Genomic DNA, 14,496 nt, shown 5'->3' with positions numbered 1-14,496 from the left:
AGGGGTTGAATGATTAAAGAAACAAAAGATTGGAATATAAAACTACATGAGAAGGACATTATGTTCTTAAAACAAGAGAACAAAAAGCTACAAGAGAAAATTAATAAGAATAATGCAGAGATAAAGCAATTAAGAAAGTGGAATAGAGAATTAAAGGGGAGGAATTAGATGAATATAATTTTAAAATCTTTGAAGATTAAAAACTTCAAAGGCATAAAAGATATGAGCATAGACTTCGGGAGAGTAACTAATATTTACGGCGAAAACGCTACTGGAAAAACAACGATTTTTGACGCTTTTACGTGGTTACTATTTGATAAAGATAGCAGAGATAGAAAAGACTTTGATATTAAAACAATAGATAATAACGGAAATGTAATCCATGGTTTAGAGCATGAAGTAACAGGAGTATTGAACGTAGATGGTACGGATATTACATTGTCTAAAATCTACAAAGAGAAGTGGGCCAGAAAACGTGGTGAAGCAACAAAAGAATTTACTGGGCATACAACACTATATCACATTAATGGAGTTCCAGTAAAGAAAAGCGAATATCAAAAAAAGATAAACGACATAATTGACGAGAATTTATTCAAATTGATTAGTAATCCACTCTATTTTAGTAACATGATGAAGTGGCAGGATAGGAGAAAAGTTTTATTAGACATAATTGGAGATATTACTGAAGCTAGAATTATTGAGTTCAATTGCGATTTAAAAGCGTTAGAACAGTTATTGGTAGATAAAGATATTGATACTCTTAAAAAATCAATTATGGCACGTAAAAAAGCATTAAACGATGAAATTAAGTCTATTCCATACAGAATAGATGAATTAAATAATTCTATCCATAAGTTAGATTTTGAAGCTTTAGAATTTAGAAAACGTGGCATTATAGCTGCAATAAAAAATACAGAAGATAAGCTACTAAATAGCAGTAAAATTAACGAAGAATTTCTTAAAAAGCAAGATAAATTATATAAACTTAAATCTAAGCTAAAAGATATTGAATATGTGGCAAAAGATAAAGCCGAAGAACCGCTTAAACAACTAGAATTCGAGTTAAGAGAAGCAGAAAAAGAAAAATCGAAGCTTAAAATGCAGCTATACAAATTAGAAACAGATATAGCGAGTAAAGAAAGTTTTGTATCTAGTATAGAAGAGGAACTTGAAAAATTAAGAAATGAATGGAATTTGGTAAATCAAGAAACTTTGAACATACCTGAAGAAAGTTTTATATGTCCTACATGTAAAAGACCGCTTGAAGAACATGACATTAAAGCTAAGAAAACTGAAATGATAGAAAACTTCAATCAAAATAAAGCTGAAAAACTAGCTGCAATAAATACAACTGGAAAACAAAAGAAAGAGAAAATGGAAGAATTTAAATTTGGAATAGAAAGATTAAAAATTGAGAAAAATTCTGCAGTAAAAAAAATAGAAGAAGTAAATGAGATTTTGGCTGAAAGAAAGGCTAAAATTGATAATTTCACACCATCTATAGATTTAGAAAATAATAAAGAATATCAAGAAGTATTGAAACAGATTAAAGAGTTAGAAACAAAACTTTCAAGCCCAAGAATTGACAATGAAATTAAAGAACTTAAAATAAAAAAAATGCAACTAGACAAAGAACTCGAAGAAATTAATAGTCAACTAGCTTATAAGGAACAAAACGAAAAAACAAAAGTAAGAATAAAAGAATTAATGGATAAAGAAAAAGAACTGGCACAAAAAATGGCTGAATTAGAAGGTCAAGAATTTCTGTGTGAGGAGTTCATAAAGACTAAAGTTGAGCTTTTAGAAGATAGCATAAATAGCAAATTTAAACACGTAAGTTTTAAATTGTTTGACATGCAGATAAATGGCGGACTTAGTGAAACGTGTGAAGCATTAATAAATGGAGTGCCTTTTGGAAGTGCTAATACTGCAAGTCAAATAAATGCAGGGTTAGACATAATTAATACTTTAACTAAGCATTACAATATATCCACCCCTGTTATTATAGACAACAGAGAGAGCATAAATAAGTTAATAGAATGTAATAGTCAAATTATAAATCTTATAGTTAGTAAAGATAAAAAAATAAGAGTGGAGGGGATTTAATTGGCGAATGAATTAATGACAAAAGAATGTAGTTTTATAGTTAATGGTGAGGAAGTGAAGCTTACAGGCAATACAGTCAAAAAATATTTGACAAAAGGAAATGATACTGTTACAGATCAAGAAGTTGTAATGTTTATCAATCTTTGTAGATATCAAAAGTTAAATCCATTTTTGAATGAAGCATACTTGGTTAAGTTCAAAGGTTCTCCTGCACAAATAATTACTAGCAAAGAGGCTTATATGAAAAAAGCAGAAGCTAATCATAATTTCGATGGAATGAGGGCTGGACTTATTGTTCAAAGAGGAAATGATATTATTGAAGTTGAAGGAAGCTTTACTTTAAAAGGTGATATTCTATTAGGAGCATGGGCCGAGGTTTATAGAAAAGATAGAAAGTATCCTTATGTCTCAAAAGTAAGCTTTGAAGAATACAACAGAGGACAATCGACGTGGAAGAAAATGCCTAAAACCATGATACGTAAGGTTGCAATAGTACAGGCATTAAGAGAAGCTTTCCCTGTGGATTTAGGAGCGTTATACATGGAAGAAGAAACTAATGCTGTTGTTGATGTTGCGGTCGAAAATGAAGTTCAAGAAGAAATTAACGAAAAAGCAAATTCGAAACCTTTAAGCATAGATATAGACAATAAAGAAGTGATAGATGTTGAATCGGAGGAAGAGACAAAAGCCGAGCAAACAATAGTGGAAGGGCCAGGATTCTAAGATGAAATTAAAAGTGTTATGGAGTGGCAGTAGCGGAAATTGCTATTTACTCCAAGGAAAAGAAGAAACTTTAATATTGGAATGCGGAATATCTTACAAGAAAATCTTAAAAGGCTTAAATTTTTATTTAAACAAGGTGGTAGGGTGTTTGGTCAGCCATGAGCATAAGGACCATTCTAAAGCGATACAGGACTTAATGAAGAACGGAATAGATATCTATACGAGCAAAGGAACAGCAGAAACTTGTGGGGTTACTGGATACAGAGTAAAACTATTAGAAAGTGAGAAGGTAACTAAAATAGGGAGTTTTATAATACTTCCGTTCGAAACACAGCATGATGCTGCAGAACCTTTAGGCTTTTTAATCTATCACAAAGAGATAGGGAATTTGCTATTCATCACTGATAGTTATTACTGCAAATATAAATTCCATGACTTAAATCATATTTTAGTCGAATGTAATTACTCGGATGAAATATTGAAAGAAAACTTAGAACAAGGATTAATACCAAACAGCTTAAAGAATAGACTTTTGAAATCTCATTTTTCGCTAGCAAATGTAAAAGGCTTTTTAAACGCTACAGACGTGAAGGCAGTGAAAGAAATAATACTTATACATTTAAGCGATAGAAATAGTAACGCTGTGGGGTTTAAAACAGAAGTTGAAAAGTTTACTGGTAAGCCAGTTTATATTGCTAATAAAGGTTTAGAGATAGAATTGGAGGTGTAAGTATGATAACTGAAGAACAAGCCCATAACTAACAAAGTGCCCTCGCATAAGGACACTAAAAACTAAAACTTTATTCGGTTGAGAGCTCGGCAAAGCTCTTAACCCTATTCTAACATGCATTACACATTTTTACAAGTGTATGCGTGTTAGAAAAAATGTAGTGGAAGGTGGTATTTTGGCAGTTTATAGAGTGCATAAAGATAAAAATAATCCTTACGTAATGCTTAATAAATATGGAATTTACGACAATAGATTAAGCTATAAAGCTAAAGGAATATTAAGTTATTGCCTTAGTAGACCAGACGATTGGCAATTCTACGAGGAAGAAATCGCAGAACATAGTACAGACGGAATTGCTTCTGTACGAACAGGGCTAAAAGAATTGATGAATGCTGGATATATAACAAGAGAAAGACTAAGAGATGAAAACGGTAAATTTAAAGGGTATGAATATGTGATATATGAATTACCGAAATGCGATTTTCCAAAAACGGATAATCCGAAAACGGGAAAACCGAAAACGGAAAATCGCATACTACTAAATAATGAACTAACTAATAAAAGAAATAAACTAAATAATGAATATAGTAGTAGTTGTAGTAATAAGAGCAATGTTGAAGTATTTAAACATTTTGAAAAATGTAATTTCTTAATTAGTCTTAACTTGCTAGAAAAGATTGCAGTAGATGTTGAAATCTATAGCAAAGAATGGGTAATGAAAGCAGCAGAAGTTGCAGATGAAAATGGAAAGCATAACTACAATTACGTTAAAGGTATATTAGAGAACTGGAAAGCAAACGGTATTAAGCAAAAGAAAGAAGGTGCAAAACGTGGAGGCGCTAGACAGAATACTGGCGAAAGTAAGGGAAAGTGGGCAGGATTTAAACCACAAAAATCTATTGAACTCACAGATGAAGAACGAGCAGAACTCGAGAAAGAACTTATATAAGTGCCCTGTATGCAAAGATACTGGCTTTATAATCAAAGAAGTAGAAGGTAGCCAACCAATTATGCAAAGATGCAAATGCCAAGAAATCGAGATTGCTAAAAAAATATGGATAAAAGCTGGTATAAATCCCGAACAGGCTAAACAAACTTTCAGCAGCTATAAGATATATAATGACATAACGAAATACGCAAAAGATACAGCAATAAAATATTACAAGGATTTCGAGAATATTAAAAAGGATAGACATAATAGCATAGCATTTCTAGGACAAGTTGGTAGTGGAAAAACTCATTTAAGTTTAGCTTTGGCAGTTAATTTTTTAGAAAAAAAGAGAATATCAGTAGTCTACATGCCATACAGAGATGTAATTACTTCTATAAAGCAAAACATGTTAGATAAAGAATACTATGCAAAACAACTAAGCAAATACCAAACAGCAAAAGTGTTACTTATAGACGATTTATATAAAGGCAAGATTACAGAATCAGATATAAATATAATGTTCGAGATAGTTAATTATAGATATTTAAACTATTTACCGATAATAGTTAGTTCAGAATTTACGATAGAACGTCTACTAAATTTTGATGAAGCAGTTGGAAGTAGAATATATGAAATGTGCAAAAAATATATAGTGCAGATAGAAGGAAAAGAAAATAATTATAGATTAAGAGAGGAGTAATAAAATGAATAAAGTAGTGTTAATTGGTAGACTAACTAAAGACCCGGATTTACGATTTATTCCAGGTAGTGGAACAGCAGTTACCACTTTTACAATTGCAGTTGATAGAAGGTTCAAGAAGGAAGGGCAACCCGAAGCAGATTTTATTCCTGTTGTTGTATGGGGGAAGATAGCAGAAAACACGGCTAATTACATGAGCAAAGGAAGACTTATAGGTATTAGCGGAAGAATACAGACTAGAAGCTATGAGGCTAAGGATGGAACGAGAAGATATGTTACTGAGGTAGTAGCTGATGAAGTGCAGTTTTTGGATTACGGAAATAAGCAGGCTAGCAATGAAAACGAGAATAATAATTTTGATTATGGTCCGGATGTAACACCGGTGGATGATGAGGACATACCATTTTAGTTTTTAAAAATAAAATAGAAGGTGATTAAATGGGATTTATACATTGCCAAAATGATAAATGCAAGTATTACTGGGAAGATATGTGTACTTTGAATATGAAAGAAAAGCTAGTTTGCCTTGATAAAAATGGCAAGTGTTTCAGCTTTGAAGAAGGCATAAGTGAATGGTATAAAGAAGCAGAAGAAAGTGAAAAAGAAAATTAATTAAAGGAGGGTAATGATGGAAGGGTTAAATGGGAATAAAGAACATGACTATAAATTATTAATATTAAGCGTAGAAAAAGACATTGATGATTTAACTAAAGATATAGCTTTTCATAATGAAATCACAGTGCCAGTAGTTAAATATGAATTAGAAAGAATATCAAGATATATTACAACCTATAAGCAATTAATAGGAGAGGATTAATTAATTTAGTTGGAGGTACAAAGATATGATAGCAAGAAATGGGGCAAAGAATAGAAAAATATTCAATGTAGGGGATAAAGTATCTTTTAATTTTCACCCTTCTTGGTTTAAGAAAAAGATAAACTACAAAGGAAAAGTAATATTTGCAAATGAAAATTTTTTTACAATTGATATTGGAATATGGAGAGAAAGTTTTAATTGGGTAGACCTCGAATGCTTAGAAATAAAGGATGTGAAAGTAAATGGATAAGTCATCTCTTAGGAGAAGAATTATAAATACTGCAGTGGCATTAGCGTATCAGCTTGCGGACGAACAGAATAAAAGCTATGAGGAAGTTTTAGGACAAGCAATAGAAGAAGCGTGTATAAGGCATAATGTAGGGCATAAAGAGTTTATAAAAATGTTTATAGGAGGTAAATAAAAGTGGAGATTAAGGAACTTTTAAAAATGCAAGAAGAACTGGACCAGTATATAGTGGATATGCAGTTCAACACAACCGAAGAAGGGCTAGCACAAGTTGATGGAAATGATATGGAGTTTCTTGCAAATAGATTATTAGCATTGCAAGTGGAAGTGAGCGAGTTAGCAAATGCAACTAGGTGCTTTAAGTATTGGAGTAGTAAAGGAATGGAGCCAAAAGAGAGATTACTAGACGAATACGCAGACTGTATGCACTTTATGTTTAGCATAGCGAATACACTTAAATTCACTGCAGATGAAATAGAGAACGCATACATTAAGAAACATAAAGAGAATTACAGAAGACAGGAGGAAGGGTATTAATGTCTTACCAAAATGATAGGAGCCTTTCCAATCCTAGTAGACTAGGTTGCGAGCCTGAGGTTGCATCATCGAACCATTAACAAGCTGGTCTTGTTTTAAAAGGCGTGAGGGTGTGCTAACAAAACGTAAAACCTTGAATAGTTGCGTAAGTGTCTAACCAACACGAGCAAGGGAAGCCTAAAAGGTTACCTGCTTAGATGAAATGTATTCTAAGCAGGTGGAAAGGTGAAAGAAAAACATATTGTTAGTTTTAGTGGTGGAAAAGATAGCACAGCAATATTACTAATGATGGCAGAAAAAGGTATGCAAATAGATGAAATAATATTTTGTGATACCGGAATGGAGTTTTCTGCTATGTATGACCATATAACAGCAGTAAAAAAGTATATAAATAGATCTATAACAGTATTGAAAGCGGAAAATTCTTTCGAATATATGATGTTAGAGCATAAGAAAAGGAATGGAAAGGTCGGCTATGGCTGGCCAGATATGAGAAACAGATGGTGTACTTCATATCTTAAGAAAGATGTTGCAAGAAGATATCTAAGAACTTATGAAAAACAAGGATTTAAAGTTATTGAATATCACGGGATAGCGGCGGATGAAAAACATAGAGCAAATAAAAACCAAGAGAAAAATATTAAATATCCCTTGATAGACTGGAAAATTACAGAACAACAAGCTTTAGAGTATTGCTATAGCAAAGGGTTTAATTGGGATGGACTGTATGAGCAATTTAGAAGAGTAAGTTGTTGGTGTTGCCCAATGAAAGGATTAAAAGAACTTAAGAGTTTATACAAATATCATAGAGTTTTGTGGGAACAACTCAAAGAAATGGATAAGAAAAGCTGGAACAAATTCAGATTAGACTATACATTGGAACAGTTAGAACAAAGATTTAAGGAAGAAATATTTATAGAGGAACATCAGGTAAGTATTTTTGATTTATAGGTAGTACAACTATCCGAAAAAATCGGATAGTTAAAAGGAGGTAAATTATGAAGCAATTCAAGATTGGGTTTACAGAAAAAAAGTATTACGAGGTAATTGTAGAGACAACAGATGATGTAAGACTTCAAGATATGGACATTATTTGTGAAGAGTTAGAAATACAAGATGAATACGCAGGCGAATTAATAAATGACTTGGCATTAAAAGGTATTAAGGGTGAAATTATTTTTGAAGGTCCCAAATTCGGAGAGATTGAAATTAAAGGATTAGAAGAATTGGAGGGGTAAGGATAAAGTATTAACAAAGGAAATAACATCATATGAGAATATAGTCACAACAAAATATTCTCATATGATAGTCAAGTAGGAAAGGAGAAAAGATTATGAATAGTGAGAACATAAAGAGTTTAATAAGGCAGATACAAGACGAGCTCATGCTGGCAGAAAATAAATTTAATAATGCTTTAAATCAAACAGACATGGATATAGCTGCAATAGATATTAAAGCATGTGAGGACAAGTTGAATTTACTCTATAAAAAAGCAAAGGAGATGGGACTATGAATAAAAAAATATATTCAGCTGTAATGGAAAGAGCAAATGGATACTGTGAAGTATGTAATAGGTACTTTGGGGAAAAGCTTCAGCTACATCACATAGTGAGTGGAACAGGGAAAAGACAGAAATATGAAACACTAACAAGTTGTATAGCTGTTTGCATAGAATGCCACAATGAAATTCATTCAAATAGAAAATTAGATTTAGCGTTAAAGAAGTTAGTACAGGAAAAGTATTTTAGACAAGGACTAAACGAAAAAGAAGTAAGAGAGAAAATGGGAGGTAGAATTTATTAATGATTAAAATAATAATTCCTATAGCTCCAATAACTAAGAAAAATAGCCAGCAGATACTTATAAATAAAAGAACAGGCAGGAGGTTTATAGCACCTAGTCAACAATACAAGCATTATGCAAAAGAGTGTAGTTACTATATAAAACCATTGAAAGAACCAATAGATTATGAAGTGAACGTTAAATGTATATATTATATGCCAAGCAGAAGAAAAACAGATCTTACGAACTTAATGGAAGCTACACATGATGTATTAGTTGATTGTGGGATATTAAAGGATGATAATTACAAAATTATTAAAAGTGTAGATGGCAGCAGAGTGCTTTATGACAGAAATAATCCGAGGACAGAAATCTATATAGAACGAGTGGAGTGATTACATGGAGTTGATGCAAATAGGACAAGAAATACACAACACAAGTAAACGTATAGAAGAAGGAGTTAATAGGTTGCATAAGTATGCTGTTGCTTATGCAACTGCTGAAAAAGAATACAGGATAGCACTTGCAAAAGAGATTATGTTTTTAAGAGATAATAAACTACCAGTTACATTAGTAAATGACGTAGCACGTGGGAATACTGCAGAGCAGAAGTTTAAGAGGGATTTAGCAGAAGTTGAGTATAAAACTGCTAGAGATATGCTGAACGCATTACAAGCAGAGCTTAGTGGTTTACAAACACTGTATAAGGCACAAACGGAGGTGTAAACTATGTACGGATGTGAATGGAGGGATAAACTAAATGACATTTTAGATAATAACAGATTTTACGAGAGAAATTACTCAATAAAATATAAATGTAGATATAAGAAAAACGGAAAATGGATAAAAGCTATGATTGATTTAGAACATGGAATTATATACGGACTGAATGGACAAGTAGTTAGGAGGTGCCAAGCATGGCATTAATTATAGGATTATTTATAGGTGGCATGATAGGATTTTTTACAGCCGCATTGTTAACGGCAGGGAGTGAAAAAAATGAAAATTGAGCCAAGAGAGAACGAGTTAAACGGACAGATAGTATTGTTTGACATCATAGAGGAGCAAGAAGAACAAGCAGAATTTAAAATTGTAGCATATCCGAAAAGAAATAATCTAATTTTAAGTTATAAGCAAATAGTTACGATTTTAGAAGCGTTATATAACTTTAAAACGAATATCGAAAAGCTAGAAGTAAATAATTTGCAAGAAAAAATATTTTTGGATAAAAAAGTGCAAGAAATAGACACGCTATTTGAATACTTAGAAAAAGGGATTAACTATAATTTTAAAAATGCGGTTAATAAAAGCATAAATAAGCACAAGAGCGATGTAGGAATTGAAACTTTTGAATGGTTGAGAGGTGAAAACATATGAATGAGTTTAAAAAGAGAAAACAGGTCGAGGAATGGTTAAGAGACTATAAGTCGATAAAGGCAAGTATAAAAAATCTAAAAGAGGAGTACAAGCTATTGCAGGATACTAGCAGTGCAATAGACGTAAGCAAAGAAGTTGTAAGTAAAACTAATAAGTTCAATTCAGAAGTAGAGAATACGATTATAAAGCTAAATGAGTTGGAAAATAGAATAAAAAGAATGGAACATTTAATCAACAAGATAGATAGAGCTTTAAATACGTTAAACGATACGGAAAGAGAGATTGTAATTAACAGATGCATAGAAAATAAATACTACTACCAATTTACGCATTTGATTTACGTGAGTGAGAGAACGGCTAAAAGAATCAAGCAGGAAGCGTTAAGGAAGATGGTAATTGTAATGTTCGGGTTATAAGAATAAGAAAAGGAGGAATAATTATGAAATTTAAAGATTTAGAAGAAGGTAAGAAATATGAAACAGATTCGGGAACTCTATACAGAATAAAAGAGGGCGGATTATATGATGTTAATAGTGATAGATACACTATTTGTTCAATGAAATCCATTATGAATATGAATTTTACAGAAGTACCTAGTTATGTATCTTGGGAAGAGGCACTTAAATATATGCTAAAGGGTGGAAAAGCAAGATTTGGTACTGGCGACGGGATATACACTTTTACAAATGCTTTAAAATACACTTGTAAAAAATATGAGATGCCTGTAAATATTCCATTAGCTAGGTATATGCTTATGAATAAATGGATATTATTATAAAAATGACAAGGAGCAGTGTTTTTAATATCGAAGAAATAAAGTTGTAGTTTGGCACTTTTTTGGCACGCTACAAGCAAAATAACATAGTAAAATAGTATTATAGAAAAGTTACTCATATTAGCCCCCAGTTAGGTAGTCGAAAAATCGGCTGCCTTTTTATTTTAGAAAGGATGTGAGAGGTGTGAAAATTGGAGCAATACTAAGAAGTCAGCAGGCGAATATATACAATCAACTGAATAGAGAAACAAGCAAAAGAAAGAAACAGAGAGGTAAGAAGAAAGAGCACCTCTCACAGAAAGATATCGAAGAACTAATGCAAAATGGACATGTATATAAAAGAGTACATGGAGCGTTTAGGCAGGTTAAGTAAAATAAATCTAATATTGTCGAAACTTGCGAACGATTGGTGGAGGATATTCCTTTTCTACAGAGAATTGTAAGAATAGAAAGGGGAGAAAAATTATGGATATAATAGATAATATCAAAACAGTAGTAAAGACATTGCAACAAATGGATAATTTAGAGTTGAACAGACAAATAATAGATATTGAAACTAAAGTTATGGAATTAATAGAAGAGAATAAAGAGATTAAAAGATGTAATGAAGAATTAAGAGAAAAATTAAAAATAAAAGAAAATCTTGAATTCGAAAATAATATGTATTGGATTAAAGAGAAAGATAAAACAATTGGGCCATTCTGTACACGTTGCTGGGATAATGAAAAAAAATTACTAAGGCTTCATAAAAAAGATGATGGTTGGGGAACAATTTATATGGAATGCCCAGAATGCATCACAAAAATAGTTATAGAAAAACGCAGTATAAAAATAGAATTATAATATAAATTTCAGAGCCAACTGGCTCTTTTTTTATGCTTTAAAAAAGAAGGTGAAACAATGACATTAAAGAAGACTTGTCCTATGTGTGGTAAAGTAATAGACTACAATCAAAAGTATTGCGAAGAATGTGAGAAGAAATATGAGCAAGAAAAAACAGAAAAGAATAGATATTACGACAAGTACTACAGGGATAAAGAAGGCATAGAATTCTACAATAGTAAAGAGTGGAATAGAGTTAAAAAGATGGTAAAGACTAGAGACCACGGATTATGTAGGCTATGCTTAATGAATGACAAGATAAATTTTGTTGATGTAGTACATCATATAGTTGAGAGAAAAGAGAATAAAGAATTAGCATTGGACCCGGATAATTGTATATGCTTATGCAATAGTTGTCATAACTACGTGCATGCGAAATATAAGAAAAGCAAAAGGGAAATGCAGGAAATACTAAGGAAGGCTATGGGGTAGGGGGTATTGAAAAAGTTTTAGGCAAAGGGCTCAAGACCGCGTGCCCTCTTTTCTTGCGAAGAAACTCCCTAAATGAAATTTTCGAAAGGAGGTAAGGAAAGTGGCAAGACCTAGACAACCAACAGAATTGCTTGTAGTAAAAGGCAAAAAACATCTAACTAAAAAAGAAATAGAAGAAAGGAAAAATGTGGAAGTAAAAGCTCCAGCAGATAATGTTGAGCCACCTTCTTACTTGCCTAAGGAATTGCAAGAAGAATTTAATCGTATAGCTAAAGAACTTATTAATATTGGCATAATGAGTAATTTAGATTGTGAAGCATTAGCAAGATTTTTAATAGCAGAATACCAGTATCAAAAGGTAGTTAAGAAAGCTATTAGAATGAGTCCAGAAAATGAAAAATATTACGGTTTATTGCTTATGCAAGAGAAACTATTTAAAATGGCAAGACAAGCAGCAGGAGATTTAGGGTTAACTATTTCTAGTAGATGTAAATTAGTAATTCCTAAAAGCGAAGATGACAAACCCAAAAATAAATTTGCTAAATTTATGTGAGGTGATTCTATGTGATAGATAGAGTTACCAAATATGCTAAAGATGTTATTGAAGGCAGAGAAATTGCTGGAAGGTATGTAAGATTAGCTTGTCAAAGACATTTAGATGATTTAGAAAGAAGCAAATTAGCAATTTTTAAATATGAATTCGATATTGAAAAATCACTTAAAATAATAGATTTCGCTGAAACACTCACAATTGCTGAAGGCGAAGAAGAGACACCTGTAAAATTGGAAGGATTTCAAGATTTTATTTTAGGCTCAATCAACGGGTGGGTAACTAAAGGTACTGGTTACAGGAGATTTAGAAACTCATATATACAATTAGGCAGACAGAATGGTAAGTCATTTCTTAATGGTATTCTTGCAACATACTATGGTAATTTTGATGGGTATAAGTATGGACAGATATATTGTACTGCAACAAAAATGGATCAGGCCAAAATCGTTTTCAAAGAGATAGTTAAATTTATAAATGCGGATAACGATTTAAAAGAATTATTTAAAATAAAAGAATATGAGAGTACAATAGATTGTCTTATAACTAATTCGACCATTAAAGCTTTAGGGAAAGATACTAAAAGCATAGATGGATTTAGGCCGCTTTTGGGAATAGTTGACGAATACCATGCCCATAAAGATAATCAGATGTATAAATTGCTTGAAGGTGGAACTAGAAAGATGAAACAAAGTTTAATATCCGTTATAACTACTGCTGGGTTTAATCTTAATAGTCCATGTTATAAACTTTGGGAATATTGCAAGAATGTTTTAGAAGGAGTGTTCAGCAATGATAAGCAATTTATTTATATAGCACAGATGGATAAAGAAGATGATATTTGGAATCCGCAAAATTGGGTTAAAGCCAATCCTTTAGTCTGTAAAGATAAAGAAGACTTAGAAAATCTTATAGCTGTAGGGAAGACTGCAAAAGATATGGGGGGGAGTGACCTAAGAGATTTTTTAACGAAAGCCCTTAATATTTGGTACAAACATTCCGATAATCAATATCTTAATATAGATAATTGGAAAAAGTGCGCTTGCGACTTAACTTTAGAAGATTTCAGAGGTAAAGAGTGTGGATTAGGGCTAGACTTATCCAGTGGAGGAGATTTAACTTCAGGAGTATTAGAATTTCCTTTCTTAGAAAATGGAGAACCTGCATATTTTTTTCATCAGCATTCTTTCATGCCTAAAATGAGGTTAGCCGAACATATTAAAACAGATAATGCACCATATGATGTATGGGTAAATGAAGGATTAATAACTCTAACAGAGACACTCGGAGGAATTAAAACGGATTATAAATATATAATAAGTTATTTTAAAGAACTTATTGAAAAATATGATTTAAAACTTAAAGTAATAGCTTATGACCCGCATAATGCTGACGCTTTTTTAAGTGATCTAGAAAGTTTTGGGGTTGATTGTATAGAAATAAAACAATCAGCTAAATCTTTAAACACTGCAACAGAAGATTTTAAATTAAGTGTAGATGGCGGTACTGCAAAATACAATAAGAAAGATGGATTGTTTAAATTCTGCGGTGTCAATGCTGTAATTACTAGAAATAGTTTTGGAGAAATAAAAATAGATAAAGAGCACAGAACGGCAAGAATTGACCCAATAGATGCTGCTATAGGTATTCACAAAATAATGATGAACGATAAACAAACGGGCATTGATGTAAACAAATATGCGGACATAGAGTTTCTTAATAAGTTATGGGGTGTATAGAATGAAATTTATAAAAAGATATATTGAAGATATATTGGTTTTAGGTGGCTTAACAATAATAGTTTTAGCTACTTTTTTATTATCCAAAATAGCAGGGTTATATGCTACTGGAGTTATTATGTTTGGATTGGGTGTTTATTTTAGTAAATATCCTCTAAGGAGGTGATA

28 protein-coding genes are annotated in these 14,496 nt (G+C 31.9%); all 28 read left to right on the top strand.

What is annotated here, in order from left to right; translation table 11 throughout:
- Positions 1-9 precede the first annotated feature (9 nt).
- The 28 genes from CLTEP_RS01265 to CLTEP_RS15045 all read left to right on the top strand — a co-directional run bounded on the left by CLTEP_RS01265 (position 10) and on the right by CLTEP_RS15045 (position 14,494).
- Positions 10-168: a flavodoxin gene (locus CLTEP_RS01265; RefSeq protein WP_066821347.1), complete on the top strand. Its 159-nt coding sequence runs from the start codon at positions 10-12 to the stop codon at positions 166-168.
- A complete protein-coding gene (locus tag CLTEP_RS01260) occupies positions 169-2,106 on the top strand; it encodes an AAA family ATPase (RefSeq protein ID WP_066821343.1) in 1,938 nt (645 codons plus the stop codon).
- Complete coding sequence (gene bet / locus CLTEP_RS01255) at positions 2,107-2,829, top strand: phage recombination protein Bet (protein WP_084364512.1); 723 nt, start codon at positions 2,107-2,109, stop codon at positions 2,827-2,829. It begins immediately after the preceding gene.
- A gap of 1 nt (position 2,830) precedes the next feature.
- A complete protein-coding gene (locus CLTEP_RS01250) occupies positions 2,831-3,559 on the top strand; it encodes an MBL fold metallo-hydrolase (protein WP_066821340.1) in 729 nt (242 codons plus the stop codon).
- Between the two features lie 175 nt (positions 3,560-3,734).
- Positions 3,735-4,508: a DnaD domain protein gene (locus CLTEP_RS14295; RefSeq protein ID WP_161938335.1), complete on the top strand. Its 774-nt coding sequence runs from the start codon at positions 3,735-3,737 to the stop codon at positions 4,506-4,508.
- Positions 4,471-5,190 (top strand): ATP-binding protein, encoded by a 720-nt coding sequence (locus tag CLTEP_RS01245; RefSeq protein ID WP_084364508.1) that lies wholly within the window; start codon positions 4,471-4,473, stop codon positions 5,188-5,190. Before CLTEP_RS14295 ends, CLTEP_RS01245 begins: the two co-directional genes overlap by 38 nt.
- Positions 5,191-5,194: 4 nt before the next feature.
- A complete protein-coding gene (locus CLTEP_RS01240; RefSeq protein ID WP_066821334.1) occupies positions 5,195-5,599 on the top strand; it encodes a single-stranded DNA-binding protein in 405 nt (134 codons plus the stop codon).
- 29 nt (positions 5,600-5,628) lie between these two features.
- Entirely contained in the window at positions 5,629-5,802 is a 174-nt protein-coding gene (locus CLTEP_RS15050; RefSeq protein ID WP_169798780.1) for a hypothetical protein, read from the top strand.
- Between the two features lie 16 nt (positions 5,803-5,818).
- Entirely contained in the window at positions 5,819-6,007 is a 189-nt protein-coding gene (locus CLTEP_RS01235; protein WP_066821331.1) for a hypothetical protein, read from the top strand.
- A 25-nt stretch (positions 6,008-6,032) separates the two neighbouring features.
- Entirely contained in the window at positions 6,033-6,257 is a 225-nt protein-coding gene (locus tag CLTEP_RS01230; protein ID WP_066821328.1) for a hypothetical protein, read from the top strand.
- Positions 6,250-6,429 (top strand): hypothetical protein, encoded by a 180-nt coding sequence (locus CLTEP_RS01225; RefSeq protein WP_066821325.1) that lies wholly within the window; start codon positions 6,250-6,252, stop codon positions 6,427-6,429. Before CLTEP_RS01230 ends, CLTEP_RS01225 begins: the two co-directional genes overlap by 8 nt.
- 2 nt (positions 6,430-6,431) lie before the next feature.
- The gene (locus tag CLTEP_RS01220) at positions 6,432-6,791 is read left to right on the top strand and encodes a dUTPase (protein ID WP_066821323.1); all 360 of its coding nucleotides are present in this window, start codon (positions 6,432-6,434) and stop codon (positions 6,789-6,791) included.
- Between the two features lie 225 nt (positions 6,792-7,016).
- Positions 7,017-7,742: a phosphoadenosine phosphosulfate reductase domain-containing protein gene (locus CLTEP_RS01215; RefSeq protein WP_066821320.1), complete on the top strand. Its 726-nt coding sequence runs from the start codon at positions 7,017-7,019 to the stop codon at positions 7,740-7,742.
- Between the two features lie 47 nt (positions 7,743-7,789).
- Positions 7,790-8,029 carry a hypothetical protein gene (locus tag CLTEP_RS01210; protein ID WP_066821312.1) on the top strand — a complete coding sequence of 80 codons (240 nt, stop codon included), beginning with the start codon at positions 7,790-7,792 and terminating at the stop codon, positions 8,027-8,029.
- 95 nt (positions 8,030-8,124) lie between these two features.
- On the top strand, positions 8,125-8,304 hold the full coding sequence (locus CLTEP_RS01205) for a hypothetical protein (RefSeq protein ID WP_066821311.1): 180 nt from the start codon (positions 8,125-8,127) through the stop codon (positions 8,302-8,304).
- Positions 8,301-8,594, top strand: coding sequence for an HNH endonuclease signature motif containing protein (locus CLTEP_RS01200; protein ID WP_066821309.1), 294 nt, complete (start codon positions 8,301-8,303; stop codon positions 8,592-8,594). Before CLTEP_RS01205 ends, CLTEP_RS01200 begins: the two co-directional genes overlap by 4 nt.
- Complete coding sequence (locus CLTEP_RS01195; protein ID WP_066821306.1) at positions 8,594-8,968, top strand: RusA family crossover junction endodeoxyribonuclease; 375 nt, start codon at positions 8,594-8,596, stop codon at positions 8,966-8,968. The genes CLTEP_RS01200 and CLTEP_RS01195 overlap by 1 nt, the downstream gene beginning before the upstream one ends.
- A gap of 4 nt (positions 8,969-8,972) precedes the next feature.
- Entirely contained in the window at positions 8,973-9,299 is a 327-nt protein-coding gene (locus CLTEP_RS01190) for a hypothetical protein (protein ID WP_066821304.1), read from the top strand.
- Between the two features lie 3 nt (positions 9,300-9,302).
- The gene (locus tag CLTEP_RS01185; protein WP_066821301.1) at positions 9,303-9,500 is read left to right on the top strand and encodes a hypothetical protein; all 198 of its coding nucleotides are present in this window, start codon (positions 9,303-9,305) and stop codon (positions 9,498-9,500) included.
- Positions 9,501-9,572: 72 nt separating this feature from the next.
- Complete coding sequence (locus CLTEP_RS01180) at positions 9,573-9,950, top strand: hypothetical protein (protein WP_084364506.1); 378 nt, start codon at positions 9,573-9,575, stop codon at positions 9,948-9,950.
- Positions 9,947-10,366: an ArpU family phage packaging/lysis transcriptional regulator gene (locus CLTEP_RS01175; RefSeq protein WP_066821298.1), complete on the top strand. Its 420-nt coding sequence runs from the start codon at positions 9,947-9,949 to the stop codon at positions 10,364-10,366. Before CLTEP_RS01180 ends, CLTEP_RS01175 begins: the two co-directional genes overlap by 4 nt.
- A gap of 23 nt (positions 10,367-10,389) precedes the next feature.
- A complete protein-coding gene (locus CLTEP_RS01170; RefSeq protein WP_066821295.1) occupies positions 10,390-10,728 on the top strand; it encodes a hypothetical protein in 339 nt (112 codons plus the stop codon).
- Positions 10,729-10,909: 181 nt separating this feature from the next.
- The gene (locus CLTEP_RS01165) at positions 10,910-11,098 is read left to right on the top strand and encodes a hypothetical protein (RefSeq protein ID WP_066821291.1); all 189 of its coding nucleotides are present in this window, start codon (positions 10,910-10,912) and stop codon (positions 11,096-11,098) included.
- 92 nt (positions 11,099-11,190) lie between these two features.
- Positions 11,191-11,568 (top strand): hypothetical protein, encoded by a 378-nt coding sequence (locus CLTEP_RS01160; protein WP_066821289.1) that lies wholly within the window; start codon positions 11,191-11,193, stop codon positions 11,566-11,568.
- 57 nt (positions 11,569-11,625) lie between these two features.
- Entirely contained in the window at positions 11,626-12,039 is a 414-nt protein-coding gene (locus CLTEP_RS01155) for an HNH endonuclease (RefSeq protein WP_066821287.1), read from the top strand.
- Positions 12,040-12,139: 100 nt separating this feature from the next.
- The gene (locus CLTEP_RS01150; RefSeq protein WP_066821284.1) at positions 12,140-12,592 is read left to right on the top strand and encodes a phage terminase small subunit P27 family; all 453 of its coding nucleotides are present in this window, start codon (positions 12,140-12,142) and stop codon (positions 12,590-12,592) included.
- 11 nt (positions 12,593-12,603) lie between these two features.
- Positions 12,604-14,328, top strand: coding sequence for a terminase large subunit (locus CLTEP_RS01145; RefSeq protein WP_201786572.1), 1,725 nt, complete (start codon positions 12,604-12,606; stop codon positions 14,326-14,328).
- 1 nt (position 14,329) lies between these two features.
- Positions 14,330-14,494: a hypothetical protein gene (locus CLTEP_RS15045; protein WP_169798782.1), complete on the top strand. Its 165-nt coding sequence runs from the start codon at positions 14,330-14,332 to the stop codon at positions 14,492-14,494.
- Positions 14,495-14,496: the final 2 nt, after the last annotated feature.

Source organism: Clostridium tepidiprofundi DSM 19306, from assembly GCF_001594005.1.
In the GTDB taxonomy this organism is placed as follows: domain Bacteria; phylum Bacillota; class Clostridia; order Clostridiales; family Clostridiaceae; genus Clostridium_AC; species Clostridium_AC tepidiprofundi.
The sequence above is the reverse complement of the archived record's forward strand: the minus strand, read 5'-3'. Positions and strand labels throughout refer to the sequence as shown.

Bases quoted from the DNA above. Each gene is read 5' to 3' on its own strand.
- CLTEP_RS01265 (WP_066821347.1), top strand. From the start codon at position 10: ATGATTAAAGAAACAAAAGATTGGAATATAAAACTACATGAGAAGGAC.
- CLTEP_RS01260 (WP_066821343.1), top strand. From the start codon at position 169: ATGAATATAATTTTAAAATCTTTGAAGATTAAAAACTTCAAAGGCATA.
- CLTEP_RS01250 (WP_066821340.1), top strand. From the start codon at position 2,831: ATGAAATTAAAAGTGTTATGGAGTGGCAGTAGCGGAAATTGCTATTTA.
- CLTEP_RS01245 (WP_084364508.1), top strand. From the start codon at position 4,471: ATGAAGAACGAGCAGAACTCGAGAAAGAACTTATATAAGTGCCCTGTA.
- CLTEP_RS01240 (WP_066821334.1), top strand. From the start codon at position 5,195: ATGAATAAAGTAGTGTTAATTGGTAGACTAACTAAAGACCCGGATTTA.
- CLTEP_RS15050 (WP_169798780.1), top strand. From the start codon at position 5,629: ATGGGATTTATACATTGCCAAAATGATAAATGCAAGTATTACTGGGAA.
- CLTEP_RS01235 (WP_066821331.1), top strand. From the start codon at position 5,819: ATGGAAGGGTTAAATGGGAATAAAGAACATGACTATAAATTATTAATA.
- CLTEP_RS01230 (WP_066821328.1), top strand. From the start codon at position 6,033: ATGATAGCAAGAAATGGGGCAAAGAATAGAAAAATATTCAATGTAGGG.
- CLTEP_RS01225 (WP_066821325.1), top strand. From the start codon at position 6,250: ATGGATAAGTCATCTCTTAGGAGAAGAATTATAAATACTGCAGTGGCA.
- CLTEP_RS01210 (WP_066821312.1), top strand. From the start codon at position 7,790: ATGAAGCAATTCAAGATTGGGTTTACAGAAAAAAAGTATTACGAGGTA.
- CLTEP_RS01205 (WP_066821311.1), top strand. From the start codon at position 8,125: ATGAATAGTGAGAACATAAAGAGTTTAATAAGGCAGATACAAGACGAG.
- CLTEP_RS01200 (WP_066821309.1), top strand. From the start codon at position 8,301: ATGAATAAAAAAATATATTCAGCTGTAATGGAAAGAGCAAATGGATAC.
- CLTEP_RS01195 (WP_066821306.1), top strand. From the start codon at position 8,594: ATGATTAAAATAATAATTCCTATAGCTCCAATAACTAAGAAAAATAGC.
- CLTEP_RS01190 (WP_066821304.1), top strand. From the start codon at position 8,973: ATGGAGTTGATGCAAATAGGACAAGAAATACACAACACAAGTAAACGT.
- CLTEP_RS01185 (WP_066821301.1), top strand. From the start codon at position 9,303: ATGTACGGATGTGAATGGAGGGATAAACTAAATGACATTTTAGATAAT.
- CLTEP_RS01180 (WP_084364506.1), top strand. From the start codon at position 9,573: ATGAAAATTGAGCCAAGAGAGAACGAGTTAAACGGACAGATAGTATTG.
- CLTEP_RS01175 (WP_066821298.1), top strand. From the start codon at position 9,947: ATGAATGAGTTTAAAAAGAGAAAACAGGTCGAGGAATGGTTAAGAGAC.
- CLTEP_RS01170 (WP_066821295.1), top strand. From the start codon at position 10,390: ATGAAATTTAAAGATTTAGAAGAAGGTAAGAAATATGAAACAGATTCG.
- CLTEP_RS01160 (WP_066821289.1), top strand. From the start codon at position 11,191: ATGGATATAATAGATAATATCAAAACAGTAGTAAAGACATTGCAACAA.
- CLTEP_RS01155 (WP_066821287.1), top strand. From the start codon at position 11,626: ATGACATTAAAGAAGACTTGTCCTATGTGTGGTAAAGTAATAGACTAC.
- CLTEP_RS15045 (WP_169798782.1), top strand. From the start codon at position 14,330: ATGAAATTTATAAAAAGATATATTGAAGATATATTGGTTTTAGGTGGC.